16 protein-coding genes are annotated in these 20,642 nt (G+C 61.4%); 6 read left to right on the top strand and 10 right to left on the bottom strand.

Annotation, left to right across the window (positions count from 1 at the left end; all coding sequences use genetic code 11):
* Nucleotides 1–11: 11 nt before the first annotated feature.
* Together dapD and ACJ8IN_RS05410 are read left to right on the top strand one after the other, a co-directional pair.
* On the top strand, nt 12–836 hold the full coding sequence (dapD, locus tag ACJ8IN_RS05415; protein ID WP_004931932.1) for a 2,3,4,5-tetrahydropyridine-2,6-dicarboxylate N-succinyltransferase: 825 nt from the start codon (nt 12–14) through the stop codon (nt 834–836).
* Nucleotides 837–965: 129 nt separating this feature from the next.
* Nucleotides 966–1,355 (top strand): DUF3461 family protein, encoded by a 390-nt coding sequence (locus tag ACJ8IN_RS05410; RefSeq protein ID WP_004931929.1) that lies wholly within the window; start codon nt 966–968, stop codon nt 1,353–1,355.
* A gap of 57 nt (nt 1,356–1,412) precedes the next feature.
* Here ACJ8IN_RS05410 and ACJ8IN_RS05405 read toward each other — a convergent pair whose 3' ends face one another.
* From ACJ8IN_RS05405 to ACJ8IN_RS05385, 5 genes are all read right to left on the bottom strand, one after another.
* A complete protein-coding gene (locus tag ACJ8IN_RS05405) occupies nt 1,413–1,865 on the bottom strand; it encodes a flavodoxin (protein ID WP_016929894.1) in 453 nt (150 codons plus the stop codon).
* Between the two features lie 33 nt (nt 1,866–1,898).
* A complete protein-coding gene (gene truC / locus ACJ8IN_RS05400) occupies nt 1,899–2,669 on the bottom strand; it encodes a tRNA pseudouridine(65) synthase TruC (protein ID WP_060429212.1) in 771 nt (256 codons plus the stop codon).
* 60 nt (nt 2,670–2,729) lie between these two features.
* Nucleotides 2,730–5,078, bottom strand: a complete 2,349-nt coding sequence (pbpC, locus tag ACJ8IN_RS05395; RefSeq protein ID WP_308325993.1) for a penicillin-binding protein 1C — start codon at nt 5,076–5,078, stop codon at nt 2,730–2,732.
* A gap of 49 nt (nt 5,079–5,127) precedes the next feature.
* Entirely contained in the window at nt 5,128–11,103 is a 5,976-nt protein-coding gene (locus ACJ8IN_RS05390) for an alpha-2-macroglobulin family protein (RefSeq protein WP_308325994.1), read from the bottom strand.
* 146 nt (nt 11,104–11,249) lie between these two features.
* A complete protein-coding gene (locus tag ACJ8IN_RS05385) occupies nt 11,250–11,576 on the bottom strand; it encodes a YqcC family protein (protein ID WP_033654135.1) in 327 nt (108 codons plus the stop codon).
* A 178-nt stretch (nt 11,577–11,754) separates the two neighbouring features.
* On the opposite strand from ACJ8IN_RS05385, the gene ACJ8IN_RS05380 reads away from it, so the two are divergent.
* Nucleotides 11,755–12,993: an MFS transporter gene (locus ACJ8IN_RS05380; RefSeq protein ID WP_047570722.1), complete on the top strand. Its 1,239-nt coding sequence runs from the start codon at nt 11,755–11,757 to the stop codon at nt 12,991–12,993.
* Between the two features lie 610 nt (nt 12,994–13,603).
* On the opposite strand, the gene syd is transcribed toward ACJ8IN_RS05380, so the two are convergent.
* A complete protein-coding gene (gene syd / locus ACJ8IN_RS05375) occupies nt 13,604–14,152 on the bottom strand; it encodes a SecY-interacting protein (RefSeq protein WP_033649801.1) in 549 nt (182 codons plus the stop codon).
* Between the two features lie 63 nt (nt 14,153–14,215).
* On the opposite strand from syd, the gene queF reads away from it, so the two are divergent.
* From queF to xni, 3 genes are all read left to right on the top strand, one after another.
* A complete protein-coding gene (gene queF / locus ACJ8IN_RS05370; protein WP_094860060.1) occupies nt 14,216–15,061 on the top strand; it encodes an NADPH-dependent 7-cyano-7-deazaguanine reductase QueF in 846 nt (281 codons plus the stop codon).
* 192 nt (nt 15,062–15,253) lie between these two features.
* Nucleotides 15,254–16,618, top strand: a complete 1,365-nt coding sequence (gene ppnN, locus ACJ8IN_RS05365; protein WP_021505658.1) for a nucleotide 5'-monophosphate nucleosidase PpnN — start codon at nt 15,254–15,256, stop codon at nt 16,616–16,618.
* 52 nt (nt 16,619–16,670) lie between these two features.
* Nucleotides 16,671–17,429 carry a flap endonuclease Xni gene (xni, locus tag ACJ8IN_RS05360; RefSeq protein WP_197846804.1) on the top strand — a complete coding sequence of 253 codons (759 nt, stop codon included), beginning with the start codon at nt 16,671–16,673 and terminating at the stop codon, nt 17,427–17,429.
* A 39-nt stretch (nt 17,430–17,468) separates the two neighbouring features.
* On the opposite strand, the gene rlmM is transcribed toward xni, so the two are convergent.
* The 4 genes from rlmM to ACJ8IN_RS05340 all read right to left on the bottom strand — a co-directional run bounded on the left by rlmM (nt 17,469) and on the right by ACJ8IN_RS05340 (nt 20,539).
* Nucleotides 17,469–18,572 (bottom strand): 23S rRNA (cytidine(2498)-2'-O)-methyltransferase RlmM, encoded by a 1,104-nt coding sequence (rlmM, locus tag ACJ8IN_RS05355; protein WP_033635748.1) that lies wholly within the window; start codon nt 18,570–18,572, stop codon nt 17,469–17,471.
* Complete coding sequence (locus ACJ8IN_RS05350) at nt 18,565–18,960, bottom strand: DUF423 domain-containing protein (protein ID WP_004931896.1); 396 nt, start codon at nt 18,958–18,960, stop codon at nt 18,565–18,567. Before ACJ8IN_RS05350 ends, rlmM begins: the two co-directional genes overlap by 8 nt.
* Nucleotides 18,961–19,011: 51 nt before the next feature.
* Nucleotides 19,012–19,929, bottom strand: coding sequence for a transcriptional regulator GcvA (locus ACJ8IN_RS05345; protein WP_025304049.1), 918 nt, complete (start codon nt 19,927–19,929; stop codon nt 19,012–19,014).
* Between the two features lie 385 nt (nt 19,930–20,314).
* Entirely contained in the window at nt 20,315–20,539 is a 225-nt protein-coding gene (locus ACJ8IN_RS05340) for a YgdI/YgdR family lipoprotein (protein ID WP_025304050.1), read from the bottom strand.
* Nucleotides 20,540–20,642: the final 103 nt, after the last annotated feature.

Genomic DNA, 20,642 nt, shown 5'->3' with positions numbered 1-20,642 from the left:
AAGAGAACAGCATGCAGCAATTACAGAACGTTATTGAAAGCGCCTTCGAGCGCCGTGCGGACATCACCCCGGCGAACGTAGACACCGTAACGCGCGAAGCGGTAAACCAGGTGATCGGCCTGCTGGACAGCGGCGCCCTGCGCGTCGCCGAGAAGATCGACGGTCAATGGGTCACCCATCAGTGGCTGAAGAAAGCCGTGCTGCTCTCTTTCCGCATCAACGACAACAAGGTGATGGACGGCGCGGAAACCCGCTACTACGACAAGGTGCCGATGAAGTTCGCCGACTACGACGAAGCGCGCTTCCAGAAGGAGGGTTTCCGCGTCGTGCCGCCGGCCACCGTGCGCCAGGGCGCGTTCATCGCGCGCAACACCGTGCTGATGCCGTCTTACGTTAACATCGGCGCCTACGTCGACGAAGGCACCATGGTCGACACTTGGGCCACCGTCGGTTCTTGCGCGCAGATCGGCAAAAACGTTCACCTGTCCGGCGGCGTCGGCATCGGTGGCGTGCTGGAGCCGCTGCAGGCCAACCCGACCATCATCGAAGACAACTGCTTCATTGGCGCGCGCTCCGAAGTGGTGGAAGGCGTGATCGTGGAAGAAGGCTCGGTGATTTCGATGGGCGTATACCTCGGCCAGAGCACCCGCATTTATGACCGCGAGACCGGCGAAATCCATTACGGCCGCGTGCCGGCGGGTTCGGTGGTGGTTTCCGGCAACCTGCCGTCGAAAGACGGTTCCTACAGCCTGTACTGCGCGGTGATCGTCAAGAAAGTCGACGCCAAAACGCGCGGTAAAGTCGGCATTAATGAGTTATTGCGCACTATCGACTAAATTGAAATAGCGGGTGATTCACCCGCTATTTTTTTGTCTGCGTTTCGCTGGCAGTCACAGTCGCAGACCTCGCTTTCCGCCATAATCGCAGTCGTGGAATATAACGATCACATCTAAAGAGGGCGCAGTATGTACGATAACTTGAAGAGTTTGGGCATCAATCAACCGGAAGACGTCGATCGCTATAGCCTGCGTCAAGAGGCCAACAACGACATCCTCAAGATCTATTTCCGCAAAGACAAGGGCGAGTTCTTCGCCAAGAGCGTGAAGTTCAAGTACCCGCGCCAGCGTAAAACCGTGGTGGCGGACAACGCCGGCCAGGGCTACAAGGAAATTCACGAGATCAACCCGAACCTGCGTTACGTGATCGACGAACTGGATCAGCTGTGCCAACGCGATCAGGTGGAAGTGGATCTGAAGCGTAAAATCCTCGACGACCTGCGCCATCTCGAAGGCGTGGTGTCGCACAAGATTGCCGAGATCGAAGCCGATCTGGAAAAACTCACCCGCGGCAAGTAATGCGGATCGGTTGATCCGCATCATCGCCAAGGCGCCCTTTCGCGGCGCCTTTTTACTTTACGATTGCAGCAGCGTGCCCCACTGCTCGACCCACGGGCAGGCGGCCACTTCCGGCTCCGGCTGTTCCATCGCATCGATCTCCAGCACTTCGCCAACGCGGGTGGCGCCCTGCTCCTGCAGCAGCGCGTCGAACGCGCGCCCGGCGCCGCAGAAGTTGTCATAGCTGCTGTCGCCGAGGGCGATCAGCCCATAGCGCAGCTCCGGCTGGTAGCCAACCTGATCGCGAATGGCGTGGAACAGCGGCGCGATGCTGTCCGGCAGATCGCCCTGCCCGGTGGTGGAGGTGATCACCAGCGCGTAGTGCTGACGATAATACTGCCAGGCCTCCAGCGTGCCCTCTTCGAACAGTTTGACCTCATGGCCCTGTTCGCTGAGGATGTTTTGCGCCTCTTCCGCCACCAGCAGCGAATTGCCGTAGACCGTTCCCACGAAGATACCAACCTGAGCCATGGCTCCTACTCCCTTCATTACCTTTAAAAATTGTCAGCTATCCTGACCGTTAGCCGCGCTAAACTCAACCCCGGCAAGTTCAGGGAATACTCCCGCCCAGCCGAACTGCGTCATCACCCCTTGCCAGTCTTCGTCCCAGCGCGCCGTCACCCGCAGCGGCTCACCGGTCACCGGGTGCGTCAGCTGCAGATGGCTGGCGTGCAGCATCAGGCGCGGGCAGCCGAAATGCTGCGCCATGCCGCGGTTCTGCCGCAGATCGCCGTGCTTGCTGTCGCCGATGATCGGATGGCGAAGATGCGCCATGTGGCGCCGCAGCTGGTGCTTGCGGCCGGTTTCCGGCTGCAGCTCCACCAGGCTGTAGCGCGCACTGTCGTAGCGGCCGACGGCCACCGGCATCTCTACCTGCGCCAGCGGCCGGTAGTGCGTCACCGCCGGCTGCGGCTCCTTATCGGCATCGGCATGTTTATCGGCGATTTTGTCCAGCTCCGCCGTCAGCGGGTAGTCGAGGGTCGCCCCCTCCTGCACGTAACCGCGCACCACCGCATGGTAGGTTTTCTGCACCTGATGCTGCTCGAACTGCAGCGACAGCAGACGCGCCACCTCGCTGGAGAGCGCCATCAGCAGCACGCCGGACGTCGGGCGATCGAGACGGTGCACGGTAAAGACGTGCTGCCCGAGCTGATCGCGCACCGTCTGCATCATAAAGCGGGTCTCATGACGATCCAGCCAACTGCGGTGCACCAACCAGCCCGACGGCTTGTTCACCGCCACCAGGTGTTCATCCTGATACAAAATCTCAATCACATCGCTTTCCCAGGTAAATAGCCGTTTCGGGCGCGAGTATAACAGGCGTGCGGCTCAGCGCTAGTTCACCCATTCAATGGTCACCAGGCGCGTATCGGCGCGGCCGCGATCGTCCACCGCCCGAATGCGGTAGCGCCCGTTGTCGATCGGCCGCCAGTCGATCGGCTTTTTGCTGGCGCTACTGCCGAGATAGATATCATCGACGAACCAGTACACCGTCTTGCTGTCGGCGTCCGTCACCGCGTTGAAGGCGATTTTATCTCGCCCCTGCTGCGACTGGCGCAGGGTATAGGTGGTGTTTTTCAGCGGCGAAGTGATGCGCGGCGCGTTGCCGCCGACGGCGATGCCGTTGTCCTTGCAGCGGTTGACCGGCGGCGTCCGCTTCGGCAGCCCGGCCTGGGCGAACACGTTGGCCAGATCGGAAGGCCAGAACTCAAAGATTTCGGTACGGGTCTGCGCCGCGTCATACGGCGGGCAAACGACCTCGCCGCTGTGAATATCCAGCACCACCGGCCGATAGACGCTGTCGACCTTGATCGGCGACTTGCCGGGAATGAACCAGGTCTTGCCCTTCTGCTGGCACCACGGCGTCGGCAGATCGCCGCTGGCGAGGCAAATATCCACCCGCCGCAGCCGTTGGGGGAACGGGTGCTTCGGTTCCCGCAGGCCGGGGTAGCTGGCATTGACGCTGTCGATGATGTTGAAGAACAGCGGCGCGGCCGCCTCGGCGCCGACCAACGCATTGTTGCCGCGCCCGTCGAAGTTGCCTTCCCACACCACCAGCACGTAAGGACCGAAAATCCCGACGCTCCAGGCGTCGCGAAAGCCCCAGGAAGTGCCGGTCTTCCAGTACACCGGCAGCGAAGAAGAACGCTGCGCCAGCGTATCGCCCGGCCGCCGGTGCTGGCGCAGCATATCCAGCGTGATGAAACTGGCCTCCTCGCTCAGCAGCCGCACCGGCGTCGATTCGGCCTCGTTCAGCTGCATACGAAGCGGCCGCAGCTCGCCGCGGTTCGCCAGCAACGCATACAGCTTCGCCAATTCCTGCGCCGTCACCTCGCCGCCGCCCAGCACCAGCGACAGCCCGTAGTGGCTTTCGTTGGCCATATTGGCGACGCCGGTCAGGCGCAAAAACTGATAAAAGGTCGGCTGGCGCAGCTGCGAGGCGACATACACCGCCGGGATGTTGCGGCTGAAATTCAGCGCGTCGGTGGCGGTCACCGGGCCGAGAAAGCGCCGGTCGAAATTTTCCGGCGCATAGGCGCCGAACGACGAAGGCACGTCCTTCAGGATGGTCATCGGATGCAGCACGCCCTGCTCCATGCCCAGCGCGTAGATGAACGGTTTGAGCGTCGAACCCGGCGAGCGCTTGGCGTTGGTGCCGTTCACCTGCCCCTGGATCGGCCGATTGTAATAATCCGCCGATCCCACCAGCGCGCGCACCCCCATATCGCGGCTGTCCACCAGCAGCACCGCGGCGTTTTGGATGCCGCGGCTGCGGTTGCGGGCGATAAAGGCATTGACCTGCCGCTCAACCAGCCGCTGCAACCCGGCGTCCAGCGTGGTGTCGACGCGGGTATCGCGCTGCACCAGTTGCTGCGTCTGCTGGCGCAGCTGTTCGATAAAGTGCGGCGCGATATAGGGCACTTGCTCGGGCTGGCGCAGCGCCAGCGGTAGGCGGAACAGCGTTTGCTGGCTGGCGTCGGTGGGGTAAACCCGCTGCCAGCGCTGGAACAGACGGTTGCGCGCCTGGGTCAACGCGGGGCCGAGCACGCCGGTTTTCGGCTCCAGACGGTAGCTGGGCGACTGCGGCAGCACCGCCAGCGTCAGCGCCTCCGGCAGGGTCAAATCCTTCGGCGACTTGGCGAAATAGATCAGGCTGGCGGCGCCGATGCTTTCGATGTTGCGGCCGTAAGGGGCGTAATTCAGGTAGGCTTCCAGGATATCGCGCTTGGAGTAGCTCAGTTCCAGCTGCACCGCGCGCAGCACCTGCAGCAGCTTGCCGCCCGGCGTGCGGGTGTTGAGATGCCAGCGCATGCGCGCCAGCTGCATGCTGATGGTCGATCCGCCCTGCATTTTGCCGCCGGCGACATAGCTGCGCCAGAAGCCGCGCATCAGGCTGACGGGGTTAAAACCGGGGTTGTAGTAGAACCAGTGGTCTTCGTGCAGCAGCAGCCCGCGCACCGCCAACGGCGACACCTGCTCCAGCGGCGTCCACAGCCGGTAGCGGTCGTCGTTGGCCAGGGTGATGCGCAGCAGCGCGCCGTGCCTGTCGTAATAGACGGAAGACTGCGGCAGCCCCTGCCACAGGGGCGGATGCGGCCACAGCCGAATCGCGGCCAGCAGCAGCGCCAGTAAAAACACCGCCATCAAGCCGTTTTGCAGCACGCGCCCGGTCAGGATCTTCATACGTTCTCACCACCCCGGCGCCAGACGCTGGCCTGGCGCCGGAGCCGGCCTAGTCGTTGCCCGCCGGCACCACCACCAGCTTGCCGCCGCCGGCCGACATCGCCTGTACTTCACGATCGTACATGGCTTCGCCGTAGGCCGGTGGAACAATAAAGCTGCCGGTATTGGTGGCCTTGATCTGATAGACGAACTCCTGCACCTCGTTGCCGGCGCTGCCGTAGATAATCACCCGATCTTCACGGATATCACTGTAATCCGGCGCCCAGGTGGAGCCAGAGGCGGCCAGCGGCGACTGCCAACCGCCGCGGTCTTCGCTCTCCTCGCCGGCGTCGGCCGGTTCCGGCGGCGTCTGCTGCACCACTTCGAACCCGCCCGGCAGCAGATCGACGATCGCCAGGTTGCTCTGCCCCTCTTTCGAGTTGGCGCGCACCTTCAGATGGACGTTGATCTTCTGCCCCAGCGTCACCTGCGTCACCGGTTTGCCCTGTTCGTCGGTGTAATCGCGGACGATCTCAATGCCGCGCGACAGCGCTTTTTGCGGCGCATTCAGGTCGTAACCGGCCTGCGTCACCACATACCAGGCCGGCGCATTGCCACCGTTGGTGAAGCGCACCGCGGTGGCATCGGCGTTGAACTGCCCCTGAACGAACAACCCCTGCAGCTCACTGATGCGCTGCGGCTCGCCGCCGGCTTTGCCTACCTGCACGATGCCCAATGCATCCGCATTGGCGGATTGCGCCGCCACCTGGGCCGAATAGCTTTCCAGCGCCAGAATGCTCATCGCGGAGGAGTAGGTGGTGTAACGCTCTTCTTTCAGCGCCTTGACCATATTCTCCAGCACCTGCGGCGGGATCGACGCCACCTTCTCCGGGAAGTGACGGGTAATCAGATACAGCCGCGTCGCATCCTGCACCAGCGGATCGAAATAGTTCTGCGTCCACCAGGCGCTGTCATACGCCTTGCTCAGCTGCTGCCAGCTCGGTTGCAACAGCGCGGCGGCTTCGTCGTCCATCTTCAACAACCGATAGGAAGAAGCCAGATACAGCGCGCTCAGATCGGTTTTCCACCCTTCGCCATAGCGTTTTTGCAGCGTATCCTGCACCGCCGCCAGCGAGTTGGTGGTCACTTCGCCCTGCAGCGTCAGCAGGTAAACCGCCCAGCTGCGCAGGCGCAGCAGATACAGATCGTCGAATCCGCTGGCCGCCAGCTCGCGCAATGCGCCGTTGGCCTCGTCCAGCATGCCTTCCGGCAGGGCGTAGCCCGCCGCTTTGGCTTCGAGCAGATACTGCACCACATAAGGCGTGACGAAAGGATCGGCATCCGGCGACGAACGCCAGGCGCCGATCGCTCCGCTGTCGTTCTGGCGCGCGCGCAGCACGCCAAGCAGGTTGCGCAGCTGCTTGCTGACTTCCGCCTGGCTCAGGCTGCTTTTCATCTCGGGGTGGCGGCTCTGCAGCATCAGCGGAATTGAGCGGCTGACGATCTGCTCGGAACAGTAATACGGGTAATCCGCCAGGTATTGCGCCAGCCCGCTGGTCAGCACCAGCGGCGAATTCGACACCGCCGCCCGGCGCTGCGCGAAAGCGTCAAACATCTGGCGCAGGCCATCGACGTTCTGACTGCCGCCGCTCATGCGCCCCATCACCGACTGGGTACGGTACGGCGCCGCCGGCCGCACCGAGGTGCTGACAGTGCGGCGGCTGGCCTGGTCGCCGTAACGGGCGTCGAACACCAGCGGCGCATCGCCCAGCACGGCTTTGGCGCGCAGGCGGAAAGCGATCACGCCTTCGCGTTTTTCCGCCAGCGTCAGGCTTTGCGTCGCGTTGCCCACCACCTCCAACTGCTGCGGCGGCGTCAGCAGGACATTGATAGCCACCGACTGACCGTTCAGCCCGTCGAGGTTGTTGCTGACGCCCACGCTGACGTCGAACTCGTCACCCGGCGCCACCATCGCCGGCACGTTCGGCGTCATGATGAAATTGTCGCGCACCGTGGCGGCGGTTTGCGCCTTGCCGATTTTCTCCGGGGTCACCGAAATCGCCATCACGCGGATCTTGCCGTTGAAGTAGTCCGGCACCGGGTAAACGAACTGCTTCTCGCCGCTGACCTCGGTAATGCCGGACCAATAGGCCACCGGCTTGTCGCGCTTGCGCTTGAACGGGTTGAGGTTGAGATCCAGCCCCTCACCCGCATCGCCGCCCGGCGCCGCGGTCAGCGCCATCAGCTTGCTGAACTCCGGCAGGATCAGATCGAGGATCTGCGAGCTGCTCACGTTCAGTTCGCGCTTGCTGAAGAAGAACTCCAGCGGATCCTTCAGGCGGTAGCGCGCCACCTGCAGAATGCCCTCATCGACGGCGAACAGCGCCACCTGCTGCGGCGCGTCAGTCTTGACCGTCATCGTCAGGTTTTCACCCGGCTTGATGACCTCCTGCGCCGTCACCTCGAGGCTGTTTTGCCGCGCCTTGGTGCTGATCTTGAACGGCATCACGCCATAGCTCAGCGGGCTCATGAAGATCTCGCTGGAGTTGATATCGCGCACGAACTGCACGTTGATGTAGCCGTTGCCCTCCATGCCGGCCGGCACGCGGATCTTCTGCACCGAGCTGGTGGTGTCGGTGTGGAACCACTGCCAGGCGTAAACCCTGTCCTTCTCGATGGTGATCAAGCCGCTGCCGGTATAAGGCGCGTTGATCGCCACCTCGATCTCTTCGCCCGGCTGGTATTCCGCCTGGTTCAGTTTCAGCTTCAGTTCGGCGTTGCGATCCAGCGAACGGCTCAGGTTGGCGTTGCCGGCCACGCTGTAGGCGACGCGGTTGAGCGTTTTGCCCTGCGCATCTTCAATCACCAGCACGAAGTCGCCCGGCTTATCGGTCGCCAGCCGCAGATCCGCGCCCTGCCCGCTCAGCGCCAGCGGCTGTTCCGACAGCTGCACTTCCTTCATCTTCGACTGGTATTTGTAAACGCCCGAATCCTGTTTGGTCAGCACCGAAATGTATTTCTGCTCGATCAATACCTGCTTCAGATTCGGCAGGGCGATCTGTTGCAGATTCGGATCGATGGCGATCACGTTCAGATGCCGCTCCGCGTCGCGGTTGATGTAGCCCAGATCGCCGTCCGCCTTCACCCCGATCAGGTAATCGTAAGGCGAAACCAGCGTGCGGGCGGTCGCCGCCACCGAGCGCCCGCCGCCGGCGACGAACGCCTCCGACAGCAGCTGCAGCTGATAAGTGGCGTCGGCGTAGGATTTCAGATCGAGCGGGATATCGGCCGCGCCGTGCTCATCGGTGGTGCGATCTTCCAGCTCGGTTTCGAACCCGTCGCTGTTTTGCCGATTTTCATAGAACGCATAATCCGGGAAGCGATCGAAGCTCGGATACATCGGCCGCAGCGTCAGCCTGGTGCTCACGCGGCGATCCTGCGCCGGGGTGCCGAACAGGTTCTGCACATCGATGCTGGCCTTCAGCTCGGACGGTTTGACCCAGCCTTGCTGGCGGTTCGGCGTCAGCGCCAGCTTCACTTTCAGCTGATCCGGTTCGAACTCCTTCACATTGACCGCGGTATGGCCGAGCAGCGTGGAGGTATCGTTGTTTTTGCCGATCAGATACAGATAGACGTTCCACTCGCCGGTAGGCGAGTTTTCATCGGTGGTATAGCTCAGCTCATTGAAACCGCTGGCGCCCAGCGTCAGCGGCACGGTGGTCATCAGCTTGTCGCGCGGATCGCGGATTTCGGCGCGCACCGGCACGCCGGCCAGGCCAACGCCCCAGTCGGCGGCGCGGGTGATCAGGCCGATGTTAAAGGTATCCCCCGGCCGATAAACGCCGCGATCGGAGAACAGGTAACTGCTGAGCGTGCGCGGATCGGTCGGCGTTTGTTCACCGGCGACGTCGAAGCGCGAGAAGTCCAGCCCGCGATCGTTATAGCTGCCGGTCGGCAGGAAGGAGACATCCCCCTCCTTTTCCACCAGGAACATCACCGGCTGGCGCTCGTTGGTGTACACGTCGAGCGCCGGGAAACGCACGTGGCCGTCGGCCCCGGTGATTTGGCTGAGCAGCGTCACGCCATTTTTGGCCACCACCGACACGTTGGCGCCGCTGACCGGCGCGCCGCTTTGAATTGACTGCACAAAGACGTCTCGCGTCTTATCCTGCGAGCTCTTGGCGACGATGCCCAGATCGGTCACCACCACAAAGCGCGAATCGCCGACGTCGGGCTGATCTTCCCCGGTGCTCTCGTCCGGTTCCTGTTCTGGCTCGGCGCCCGCCTCTTCCGCCGCCGGTTTCCGGTTCGGCTGCCATTCGGACAGCGTCAGCAGGAATACTCCGCGATGGGAACTGGCGTTGGTGGAGAGATAGCGGGAGAGATCGATGCCCTGATAGTTCACTTCCCCCGGCCGCTCGTTGTTGAGCGCCGTCTGGTATTTGAAATGCTCGGTGAAATATTCGTCGTTGAGCCGGTTGAATTCCGTTGACGAGTATTCCCGGCTTTTGAAGGAGACGATGTGCTGCAGCTGACTCGGGATCACCCGCTTGATGTCCAGCCGCAGGCCCGCCACGTTGCGCGCCGCCACGCTGATCTGTTTGTCGCCGTTGACCGACAGCAGCGAGCCTGCGGACATGAACTGCAGCGATTTCGGGAACTCCGGCACTTCGACCACTCGATAAACCTTCTTCGGCATTTTGTAACCGCCGACGGAGACCAGCTGGTTGTCTATCTCGATCAGCACGAAGCGGTGCGCCGGAGCTTCAAAGCGGAAGCTGAACTGCGGCTGGTAGGCCTCTTCCGCCTCGTTAAGCGTCAATGGCAATGCCGTCGCCTGCGCCAGCACGTTTTTGCCGACGCTGTCGACCGTCCATTGATAGAAATCTTCAGCATCGTTGGCGGTCTCGGCATCGCTCGGATCGTGCTGCGGCAGCAGCCAGGCTTTGGTGGCCCGCGCCAGCTCTTTATCCTTCACCGCATCGCTGAAGCCGACCACCAGCGCACGCTGCCCTTGGCCGCCGTCGGTATCCACCACCTGGGCGCTGGCGTCGCTCAGCGCCAGGCTGTACAGCGTCGGTACTTTGACCCAGTTGCTTTTCGCCTCAGCGACCGCATTGCCGGCCGCCGTCGATTTAACGCCTTTGCCGACGGTCAGATGCACAGCACCGCCCTGATCCAGCGCCTGCAGCGGCTCGGAATGCACCCAGGCGTTCAGTTTTTTCTCGTCATAGACCAGGGAGAAGTTCAGCTTTTTCTCGGAGGAAGCGCTGCCCTCCTTCAATCCCAGCGAAATCTGTTTTTCAAAGCTGGCGACGTCGACCGGCGCATTGAACTGCAAATTGAAAATCGCGCTGCGTTTCTGCGCATCTTGCGGATCGCGGTAATACTCGGCCTGCCCCAGGCGGTAATCGAACGCGGGCACGGTGAAGGCATAGCGGGTTTTGGCGAGCTTGACCTGCGGCGCCAGCAAGGTGGCGGGCTCGAGGGTTACGTCATATTTCGCGCCCATCGGCAGCGGTTTTTTCGGCGTGAACACCAGCGTCGACTCATTGCGCCACGCCCACTGCCCTTCCGCAGCCGGTTTGAGGATGATGCCGGCGCTCACGGTTTTACCCACCGCGCTTATCGCCGCGGCCGAGCCGCTGAAGGTCAGGCTCACCGTTTGCGGCGCCTGCCGGGCGGCGGCGTAGTCTATCGGCTCGGGGTTGGCCAACTCGGCGCTGATCTCCTGAACCGCCATTGGCGCCGGTTCGATGGGCTGGGGGCGGTTTTGCCACCAGTGCCAGCCGTAAAACGCGCCGCCTGTGGCGCCCGCCAGCAGCAGCAAGCCCAAACCGATCGCTTTCGGGTGTTTATCTACGCCGCTTTCGAGCCGCAAAAAACCGCGCGGCAGCGCAGCCCACCAGGCCGGCGCACGCCAGCTGAGGTTGCCGACCAGCGGTCTCAGCAACCGCCCCAACAGCGACAAAATCCCGCCCAGCAGGCGGCAAACGCCCTTAACCAGGGTAAAAGGCAAACGCAGGATAAACCTTAATAAATCCATTATTGCAGCACCTCATCATCCTAATGCAGCCCCCGGTCAACCGCCGCGGTTCAACCGAGCCGAAAGACGCCTTCGGCTCTCCTGCCCGGCATCCGCGCGAGTACTCTACACTGCCGGGCGGCAAAAATCTGCGCGCCGCCGGCGAATTACGGCGCTTTATTCAACATCAAATCCAGCTGTTGCAGCAGCACCAGCAGCGGCAGGCTGCTCGGTTCACGATCTTTCAACGCCTCTTCGAAATAAGGCGTAATGGCGAAGCGCGTCGGCAGCGGCGCTTCGGCGTCCAGCAACGCATACATGCGCGGCAAGAACACCCACTGCAGCCAGGCTTCGGCCGACATGCTGTCGATGCAGAACGGCTCGGTGCTGGAGAAAGCCTCATGATCAGGCGGCGCGGCCTGCCACAGCGCCAGATCGCGCATGGATTGTTCAATCGCCTGCAAACTGCGGCGCACCTGGTTATGTATACTCATCTGCATTCCCGATCTCTTTTCATCATGGTATTCAGCACGCTGGCTGAAAGGCGGCAAAGCATAGCATTTTTATAGCCCAAATTCGGCGCGTCTGAGACAGCCCGCCGTTTTTATCTGGTGGCGTCCGCCGCCGCGCGGCACAATAGGCCCACCGAGTTCACCACACAGATAAAGATTCATGTCCGTAATAACAGAGAAAAAAAACCACGCGACGCCCGGTAAGGCCATGCTGGCTTCGGTCACCGGTTACGCCATGGACGGGTTTGACCTGCTGATCCTCGGCTTTATGCTGCCGGCCATCAGCAGCGAATTGGGATTAACCTCATCGGCCGCCGGTTCGCTGGTCACCTGGACGCTGATCGGCGCGGTGCTGGGCGGCGTGATCTTCGGCCACCTCAGCGATCGCTTCGGCCGAATCCGGGTGCTCACGATCACCATCCTGATGTTTTCCCTGTTCACCGGCCTGTGCGCCGTGGCGCAAGGATATTGGGATCTGCTGGCCTATCGCACCCTGGCGGGCATCGGGCTGGGCGGCGAGTTCGGTATCGGCATGGCGCTGATCGCCGAAGCCTGGCCGGCAGAGAAGCGCAACCGCGCTTCGGCTTACGTCGGCATGGGCTGGCAGTTGGGCGTACTGGCGGCCGCCTTCCTGACGCCGCTGCTGCTGGAGCATATCGGCTGGCGCGGCATGTTTTTGGTCGGCCTGCTGCCGGCGCTGGCGTCATTCCTGATCCGCCGCACTCTGGGCGAACCGGAGGAATTCGTACGGCAGAAAGATGCCGGGCAACCGCTCTCCTTCCTGCAGCGTTTGCGCCTGCTGTTCAAGGATCGCGCCACCAGCAGGGCCAGCATCGGCATCTTCATTCTCTGTTCGGTGCAGAACTTCGGCTACTACGGCCTGATGATCTGGATGCCGACTTACCTGGCGAAAAACTTTGGCTTCTCGCTCACCAAGTCCGGCCTGTGGACGGCGGTGACGGTGGTCGGCATGACGTTCGGCATCTGGCTGTTTGGCGTGCTGGCCGATCGCTTCGCCCGCTGGAAGATCTTCGTGTTTTATCAGATCGGTGCCGTGGTGATGGTGATCGGCTATGCCCAGTTGAGCGACCCGACGCTGATGCTGTTCGCCGGCGCCGTGATGGGCATGTTCGTCAACGGCATGATAGGCGGCTACGGCGCGTTGATTTCCGATACCTATCCGGTGCAGGCGCGCGCCACCGCGCAGAACATCCTGTTCAATCTGGGGCGCGGCGTCGGCGGCCTGGGGCCATTGGTAATCGGTGCGCTGGTGACGCAGGTGTCGTTTACCGCGGCCATCAGCCTGCTGGCGGCGATTTACCTGCTGGATATCTACGCCACGCTGTTCCTGCTGCCGAAAAAACAGGGCGCAGGCGATACGCTGGGTGCGATTGGTTAACGCTGAAGAGGGATTAAGGCAGAGCCGCACGCGCGGCGGAATGGAACAAAAAGTTGGGGGCACTGCGTTAACAGTGCCCCCGGTTCGTTTTATAGCTATCCCGCTACACAGCGTGCTCCCTGCTCAATCCTTGAAAACTTTTCCTGCGGCCATCCTGACCAAGTGGTCCTTGCATCATCCTGCAGCATCGTCCTGACGCGGTTCCTCAGCCTTCCTGACCCGCCGACAGTCCTGTGCCGGCTCTCAATCTCCGTCCTGGAGGTGTCCCTGGTTTCTATCCTGAAACATCCTGGGCATCTCCTGACGCCATCCTTCGCTCTTGCCTGAGCGCATCCCTTTCTTCTTCCTGAAGCTGCATCATCCTGATGCTTTCCTGCTCCGCCGATTCCGTTCCGGTAACGATAAGATCGCTTAAATTCCCCGGAATCACAAGGGTTTGGGAGGTGTCTCACACTAAATTAAGCCTAAGAGTTATCCTAAAGAAATTCTAACCAATTGATCTGGATAATAATAATCTCATAGCCTGGAGAAAGGCGGGAAAAATTAAGAGCGATCTCTCACAGCCCGTGTGAGAGATCTCTCACACGGGCGACGGCGAATCCGTCGCGATTCAGTCCAACACCGGGCGCAGCGCATCGAGGAAATTCCCCAGCGTCGCCGCCAGCAGGGTGCGCTTATCGCTGCCGAACTGTTCCAGCACCACGTTGCCGCTGACGTTGCACAACGACACCATCGTCATCTCGGATTCGGTGGTCGCCAGGAACAGCGTTGGCGGCAGCTTGAGGCGTTTTTGCGTCACCAGATGGCCGATCAGGTTCTCCTGCAGGCGGATAAAATCCTCTTCGCTCCAGACCTGCAGCAGGCTCAGACGATGCTCGCCGAACTGCGCGCTCATGTCGCCGGCGTATTGCTGCGTGTAGAAACGGTGCGCGTCCGGCTGCAAACGCAGCTCCAGCGCGGCTTCTACCTTTTCCAACGTCGCCGCCGGTTCGAAAGGCTGTGGCAACCACAGTACTTCGTCCTCGCGGTTCTCCACGATGCAGGGCGACGGCACGCCGTACAGCGCCTGGCTGGCCGGCGCGTGGCCGCGCTCTTGCTGCCACAACTCGACATAGCGTTGAGTGAATTCACGCAGAGCGTGCGATACATCATGGTCCATATTCTTTCCCGCATACGTTAAACTGACGGCCATTGTACCTATCTCTGACCAAGGTGACAGCAGATGTCCTCATATCAAGACCACCAGGCCCTGTCGGGGCTGACGCTGGGCAAACCCACCGCCTACCGCGATCGCTACGACGCCTCGCTGCTGCAGGCGGTGCCGCGCAGCATGAACCGCGAGCCGCTGGGGCTGTACCCCGATAACCTGCCCTTCCACGGCGCGGACATCTGGACGCTGTACGAGCTCTCCTGGCTGAACGCCAACGGGCTGCCGCAGGTGGCGGTCGGTGAAATCAGCCTCAACGCCGACAGCCTGAACCTGATCGAATCGAAAAGCTTCAAGCTGTATCTCAACAGCTTCAACCAAACCCCGTTCGCCGATTGGGAAACGGTGCGCAGCACGCTGCAGCGCGATCTGTCCGCCTGCGCCCAGGGCGAGGTGAGCGTCACCCTGTTCAGCGTCGAGCAGTTGGAAGGCACGCCGATCGCCCACCTGGCCGGCGACTGCATCGATCAGCAGGATATCCGCATCGACAATTATGAGTTCAACGCCGACTGCCTGCTGAACGCCGCCGGTGAAGAGGTGGTGGAAGAGCAATTGGTCAGCCACCTGCTGAAGTCCAACTGCCTGATCACCCATCAACCGGACTGGGGCTCGGTGCAGATAAGTTACCGCGGCGGCAAGATCGATCGCGAAGCGCTGCTGCGCTACCTGGTCTCCTTCCGCCACCACAACGAATTCCACGAGCAGTGCGTCGAGCGCATCTTTAACGATTTGATGCGCTACTGCCGGCCGCAAAGCCTGACGGTTTACGCCCGCTACACCCGCCGCGGCGGGCTGGATATCAACCCGTGGCGCAGCAACGTCGAATTCGCTCCCGAACGCGGCCGCCTGGCGCGCCAATAAGTGCGAAACATTGCTCAACAACTGAGCTAACGAGCGGTTTATGTTGGTAAAAGCGCAGGGACGGCGGTAAGGTTAAAACGAGGCTGCGGCCGGGCGGAGCGCCCGCTGCGCCGCAGCACGCCAACCATAACGAGATGCTGTTTTGCTGCGTATGGATTACTACCGCCCCGCACCGGGTGCAAAGGAGTTACCTTGATTACACACATCAGCCCGCTTGGCTCTATGGATTTATTGTCGCAGCTGGAAGTAGACATGCTGAAGCGCACCGCCAGCAGCGACCTGTACCGCCTGTTCCGCAACTGTTCGCTGGCCGTGTTGAACTCCGGCAGCCAAACCGACAACAGCAAGCAGCTGCTGTCACGCTATGAAACCTTCGACATCAACGTGCTGCGCCGCGAACGCGGGGTGAAGCTGGAGCTGGTCAACCCGCCGGAAGAGGCGTTCGTCGACGGCCGCATCATCCGCTCGCTGCAGGCCAACCTGTTCGCCGTGCTGCGCGACATCCTGTTCGTGCACGGCCAAATCGCCAGCGCCGGCCGTTTCCAGCACCTGAACCTGGAAAACTCGGCCCACATCACCAACCTGGTATTCTCGATCCTGCGCAATGCACGCACGCTGCATCTGGATGAAGATCCCAATATGGTGGTGTGCTGGGGCGGCCACTCGATCAACGAGAACGAATACCTGTACGCGCGCAAGGTCGGCAGCCAGCTGGGCCTGCGCGAGCTGAACATCTGCACCGGCTGCGGGCCAGGCGCGATGGAAGCACCGATGAAAGGCGCGGCGGTCGGTCACGCGCAGCAGCGTTACCGCAACAGCCGCTTCATCGGCATGACCGAGCCGTCGATCATCGCCGCCGAGCCGCCAAACCCGCTGGTGAACGAGCTGGTGATCATGCCGGACATCGAAAAGCGCCTGGAAGCCTTCGTGCGCATCGCGCACGGCATCATCATCTTCCCGGGCGGCGTCGGCACCGCCGAAGAGCTGCTGTACCTGCTGGGTATTCTGATGAACCCGGAGAACAGCGAACAGGTGCTGCCGCTGATCCTGACCGGGCCGAAAGAGAGCGCCGATTACTTCCGCGTGCTGGACGAGTTCATCATGAACACGCTGGGCGACGAAGCGCGCCGCCATTACACCATCATCATCGACGATCCGGCGGAAGTGGCGCGGCAGATGAAAAAAGCCATGCCGCTGGTGAAGGAAAACCGCCGCAACACCGGCGACGCCTACAGCTTCAACTGGTCGATTCGCATCGCGCCGGATCTGCAGCTGCCGTTCGAGCCGACCCACGAGAACATGGCGAACCTCAACCTGTATCCGAACCAGCCGCCGGAGCAATTGGCCGCCGCGCTACGCCGCGCGTTCTCCGGCATCGTGGCCGGCAACGTGAAGGAAAACGGCATCCACGCCATCGAGCAGTTCGGCCCGTACAAGCTGCACGGCGAGCCGCAGATGATGAAGCAGATGGACAGCCTGCTGCAGGGCTTTGTCGCCCAGCACCGTATGAAGCTGCCGGGCAGCGCCTATGTGCCCTGCTACGAAATCGTCGCCTGACCCTCAATCCCGGGCGGCGTAACGGCCGCCCCGTTTTCTGACCTTGCCGCCCATGATGATACACCTACTGATTGTCGACGCCCTGAACCTCATCCGCCGCATTCACGCCGTGCAGGGTTCCCCTTGCGTCAACGCCTGCCGCCACGCGCTGCAGCAGTTGATCCAGCACAGCCGCCCGACCCACGCGGTGGCGGTCTTCGACGAGGACGATCGCCGCGACAGCTGGCGTCACCAAATTCTGCCGGACTACAAGGCCGGGCGTTCGCCGATGCCGGAAAACCTGCAGCAGGAGATGCCGCAGCTGCGCGAGGCCTTCGCCGAACTGGGCGTCGCCAGCTGGCATTCTCCCGGCAACGAGGCGGACGATCTGGCGGCCACGCTGGCGGCGAAGGTCGCCGGCGGCGGCCACCAGGTGACCATCGTCTCCACCGACAAAGGCTACTGCCAGCTTTTGGCGCCGAACGTGCAGATCCGCGATTACTTCCAGAAACGCTGGCTGGATATGCCTTTCGTGCAACAGGAATTCGGTGTGCAGCCGCAGCAGCTGCCGGACTATTGGGGGCTGGCGGGGATCGGCAGCAGCAAGATCCCCGGCGTGGCCGGTATCGGGCCGAAAACCGCCGTGCTGCTGTTGCAGCAGTCGGGCAGCCTGGACGGGCTCTATCAGCAGCTGGAACAGGTGCCGGAGAAATGGCGCGGCAAGCTGGAGCAACACCGCGAGCTGGCCTACGTCAGCAAACAAGTCGCCACGCTGCGCACCGATCTGTCGCTGGACGGCAACCTGCAGCAGCTGCGCCTGCCGATACCATAAGGGCGCTGCAAGCAGCGCCCTTCATCAGGCTTAACGCGATTAATCGCGCTCGTCGCGCCGGCCCGGCACCGCCGACCACATGCGGCGCACGTGTACGGTGATCTCTTCGCGGTCGTGATACAGCTGCTTGGCATGCACTTCGACGCTGACGCCGGCAGCACCCAGCGCTTCGCGGATGCTCATCAGGTTCTGCGACACTTCCTCGTAGCGCTTTTTCATCGGCAGCTTGAGGTTAAAAATCGCTTCGCGGCACCAGCCTTTCACCAACCACTGGATCATCAGGCTGGTTACCTTCGCCGGCTTCTCCACCATGTCGCACACCAGCCAGTAGATCTTGCTGCTGTTCGGCTCGAACTTGAAGCCGTCGGCGCGGTGGTGCGTCACCTGGCCGGTTTCCATCAGGCTCGGCGCCATCGGGCCGTTATCCACCGAATGCACCATCATGCTGCGTTTCACCAGTTGATAGGTCCAGCCGCCCGGGCAGGCCCCCAGATCGACCGCGTGCATGCCGCTGGCCAGGCGTTCGTCCCACTCGTCGGCGGGGATGAACACGTGGAACGCTTCTTCCAGCTTCAGCGTCGAACGGCTCGGCGCATCGGCCGGGAAGCGCAGACGCGGAATGCCCATGTAGAACGGCGAGTTGTTGTTGCTGTAGGAGTAACCGACGTAGCAGCAGCCCGGCGCGATGAAGAACACGTGCACCACCGGGCGAGTGGGGTTCTCACGCGCCATCAGCACCTTCTGCTCGCGCATCGCGGCGCGCAGCGGCACCGTCAGCTTGCGGCAGAACTTCATCAGCTCTTTGCTTTCGTTGGTGTCCGGCACTTCCACCCGCAGCTCGCCGCCGCGGTCAACCACGCCGATCAGCATGCCGACGATCGGCGATACCCGATCTTCCGGCGGCAGATCGCGCAGCAGCTCACCCACCACGATCATCTGGCGGGCGAAAATCAGTTCGCGGAACGGAATTTCCCGCGCCAGGCGGTCGGCATCGTCCGGCTGATAGCATTCGAACAGCACGTAACCGCTGTGCTCTTTTACCCGCGCAAAACCGAAAATCTCCCGCTGGGCGGCTTTGTCGGTGATCTCCGCCGCACACTCTTTTTCAAAGCCAGGGCGGCAGTACAACGCAATCTTATTCATGGCGCTCGGCCTTTTTCCTCAGACGCAAAGCGCCAATCAACATCAATATCCAGCCGATCAGGAAGCACACGCCGCCAACCGGCGTGATGTATACCCAGACCTTCAGGTGCGACAGCGCCAGGCAATAGAGGCTGCCGCTGAACAACACGGTGCCGAACGCCAACAGCGCTCCGCTCCAGTAAAACCACAGGCTCACGCGGCGCTGCATCGCGACCGCCAGCGCCAGGATGGCCAGGGTGTGGAACCCCTGATACTCCAGCCCGGTGCGGATCCAGGCCATTTCGTTGGCGCCGAGCGTGCCGCTTAATACATGCGCGCCGAATGCGCCCAACGCGACAAACACAAAGCCGCTGATAGCGGCGAAAACCAGCATGGAACGGCTGCTCATCGTGATTTATCCCATTTAAAATCACCGGCCGCGGCAAGGCGGCGGCCGGTCTTATTGTTCGTAGCGGAAGCGGAACTTCTCTTGTTCGCTGGCGGCGCGCGCCAGGATCCACTGCCGGAAGGCGGCTATTTTACCCAGTTCTGCCTGGCTGTCATGACATACCAGATAAAAAGCGTTTTTACTGACCAGCACATCGTTGAACGGGCACACCAGGCGACCGGCTTCGATCTCGGTTTGCGCCATCACGTTGTTCACCAGCGCCACGCCCTGGCCGTGCACCGCCGCCTGCACCACCATCGCGCTATGGCTGAAGATCGGCCCCTGCTGCACATTGATGTGCTGCAACCCCAGCTGGCGCGTATAGGCCAGCCAGTCGCGGCGTGAAACGTCATGCAGCAGCGTATGATAAGCCAGATCCTCTGCGGTTTTCAGCGGATGATCGCCGGTCAGCAGGCTCGGCGAACACACCGGCAGCAGATATTCCGCATACAGGCGCTCGGCGCGCAGCCCCGGCCAGTTGCCGCGGCCGTAGAAAATCGCCACGTCGACGTCGTCCGCCAGCTTGTCCTCTTCGCGATCCACCGCCTGGATGCGCACATCGATCCCCGGATAAGCTGAGTTAAAGCCGGACAGGCGCGGCACCAGCCACTGAATGGCGAAGCTCGGCGGCAAACTGACGGTCAATGCCCCCTTGGCGCTACGCGCCTGCAGCTTGCGCGTCGCCTCGTTGATCGAAGAGAAGATCTCCTTGATATCGAGGTAGTAACTTTGCCCCTCTTCGGTCAGCAGCAGCGAGCGGTTACGTCGGCGAAACAGCTTCAGCCCGAGGAAGTCCTCCAGCGACTTGATCTGGTGGCTCACCGCGGCCTGGGTCACGAACAACTCTTCCGCCGCCTTGGTGAAACTCAGGTGGCGAGCGGCCGCATCGAACACGCGCAGCGCATTGAGGGGAGGTAAGCGTTTAGACATTAAATTAGCTACTTTTGTGTAACATTAATCCGAATGATTCGGCGCCGAAAATCGGGCGGCTTTGTGTGGCAAGCCATCGGTAAACGCTAACGGCGTATTGCCATTAGTTTTTTTAATCCGAGCCATTATAATTTGTCCGTTGAGGATGCGCCAGCAAATACCTATAGTGGCGGCACTTCCCGGGCCGGAACGAAAAGGGAGTGGGTGTCGAGGACGCCGATGAACTTTTGGCTTGTGGTTGTGATGTTGTGTTTGCAAATTGTCCGGCGATTCCGGACATGGTAGCTAGGCTACTGTTTTTTCACTTCCTGTACATTTACCCTGTCTGTCCATAGTGATTTTATGCAGCACCGCAAAACTTGCGGTGCTTTTTTTTGCCTGACGGTTACTGGTTGCTTTCAACCATCTCTTTCACATCGGCGCGGTTGATCTGCTGCTCGACGCCGTTGGCGTCTTTATAGCTGATCATGCCGGTATCGTTGTCCACTTTTGGCTTGCCGTCAGCGACAATGGTGCGTCCGTCATTGGTATGCATCACGTAGTTGCTGGAACAGGCGGCCAGGGTAAACGTAAGCATCAGGGCAGAGAGAACTGCGGCTGTTTTCTTCATTGAGGACTCCTTTTTAGTTTTAAATGCTGATAAATACCTTTTATGTGTATAGATGCGATTAATAAGCGCACATTTAATAGCATAACAAACTTTCCCAATTTTG

The organism is Serratia sp. CY31944 (assembly GCF_052169175.1).
GTDB lineage: Bacteria > Pseudomonadota > Gammaproteobacteria > Enterobacterales > Enterobacteriaceae > Serratia > Serratia sarumanii.
This window is presented reverse-complemented; position numbering and strand designations above follow the sequence as displayed.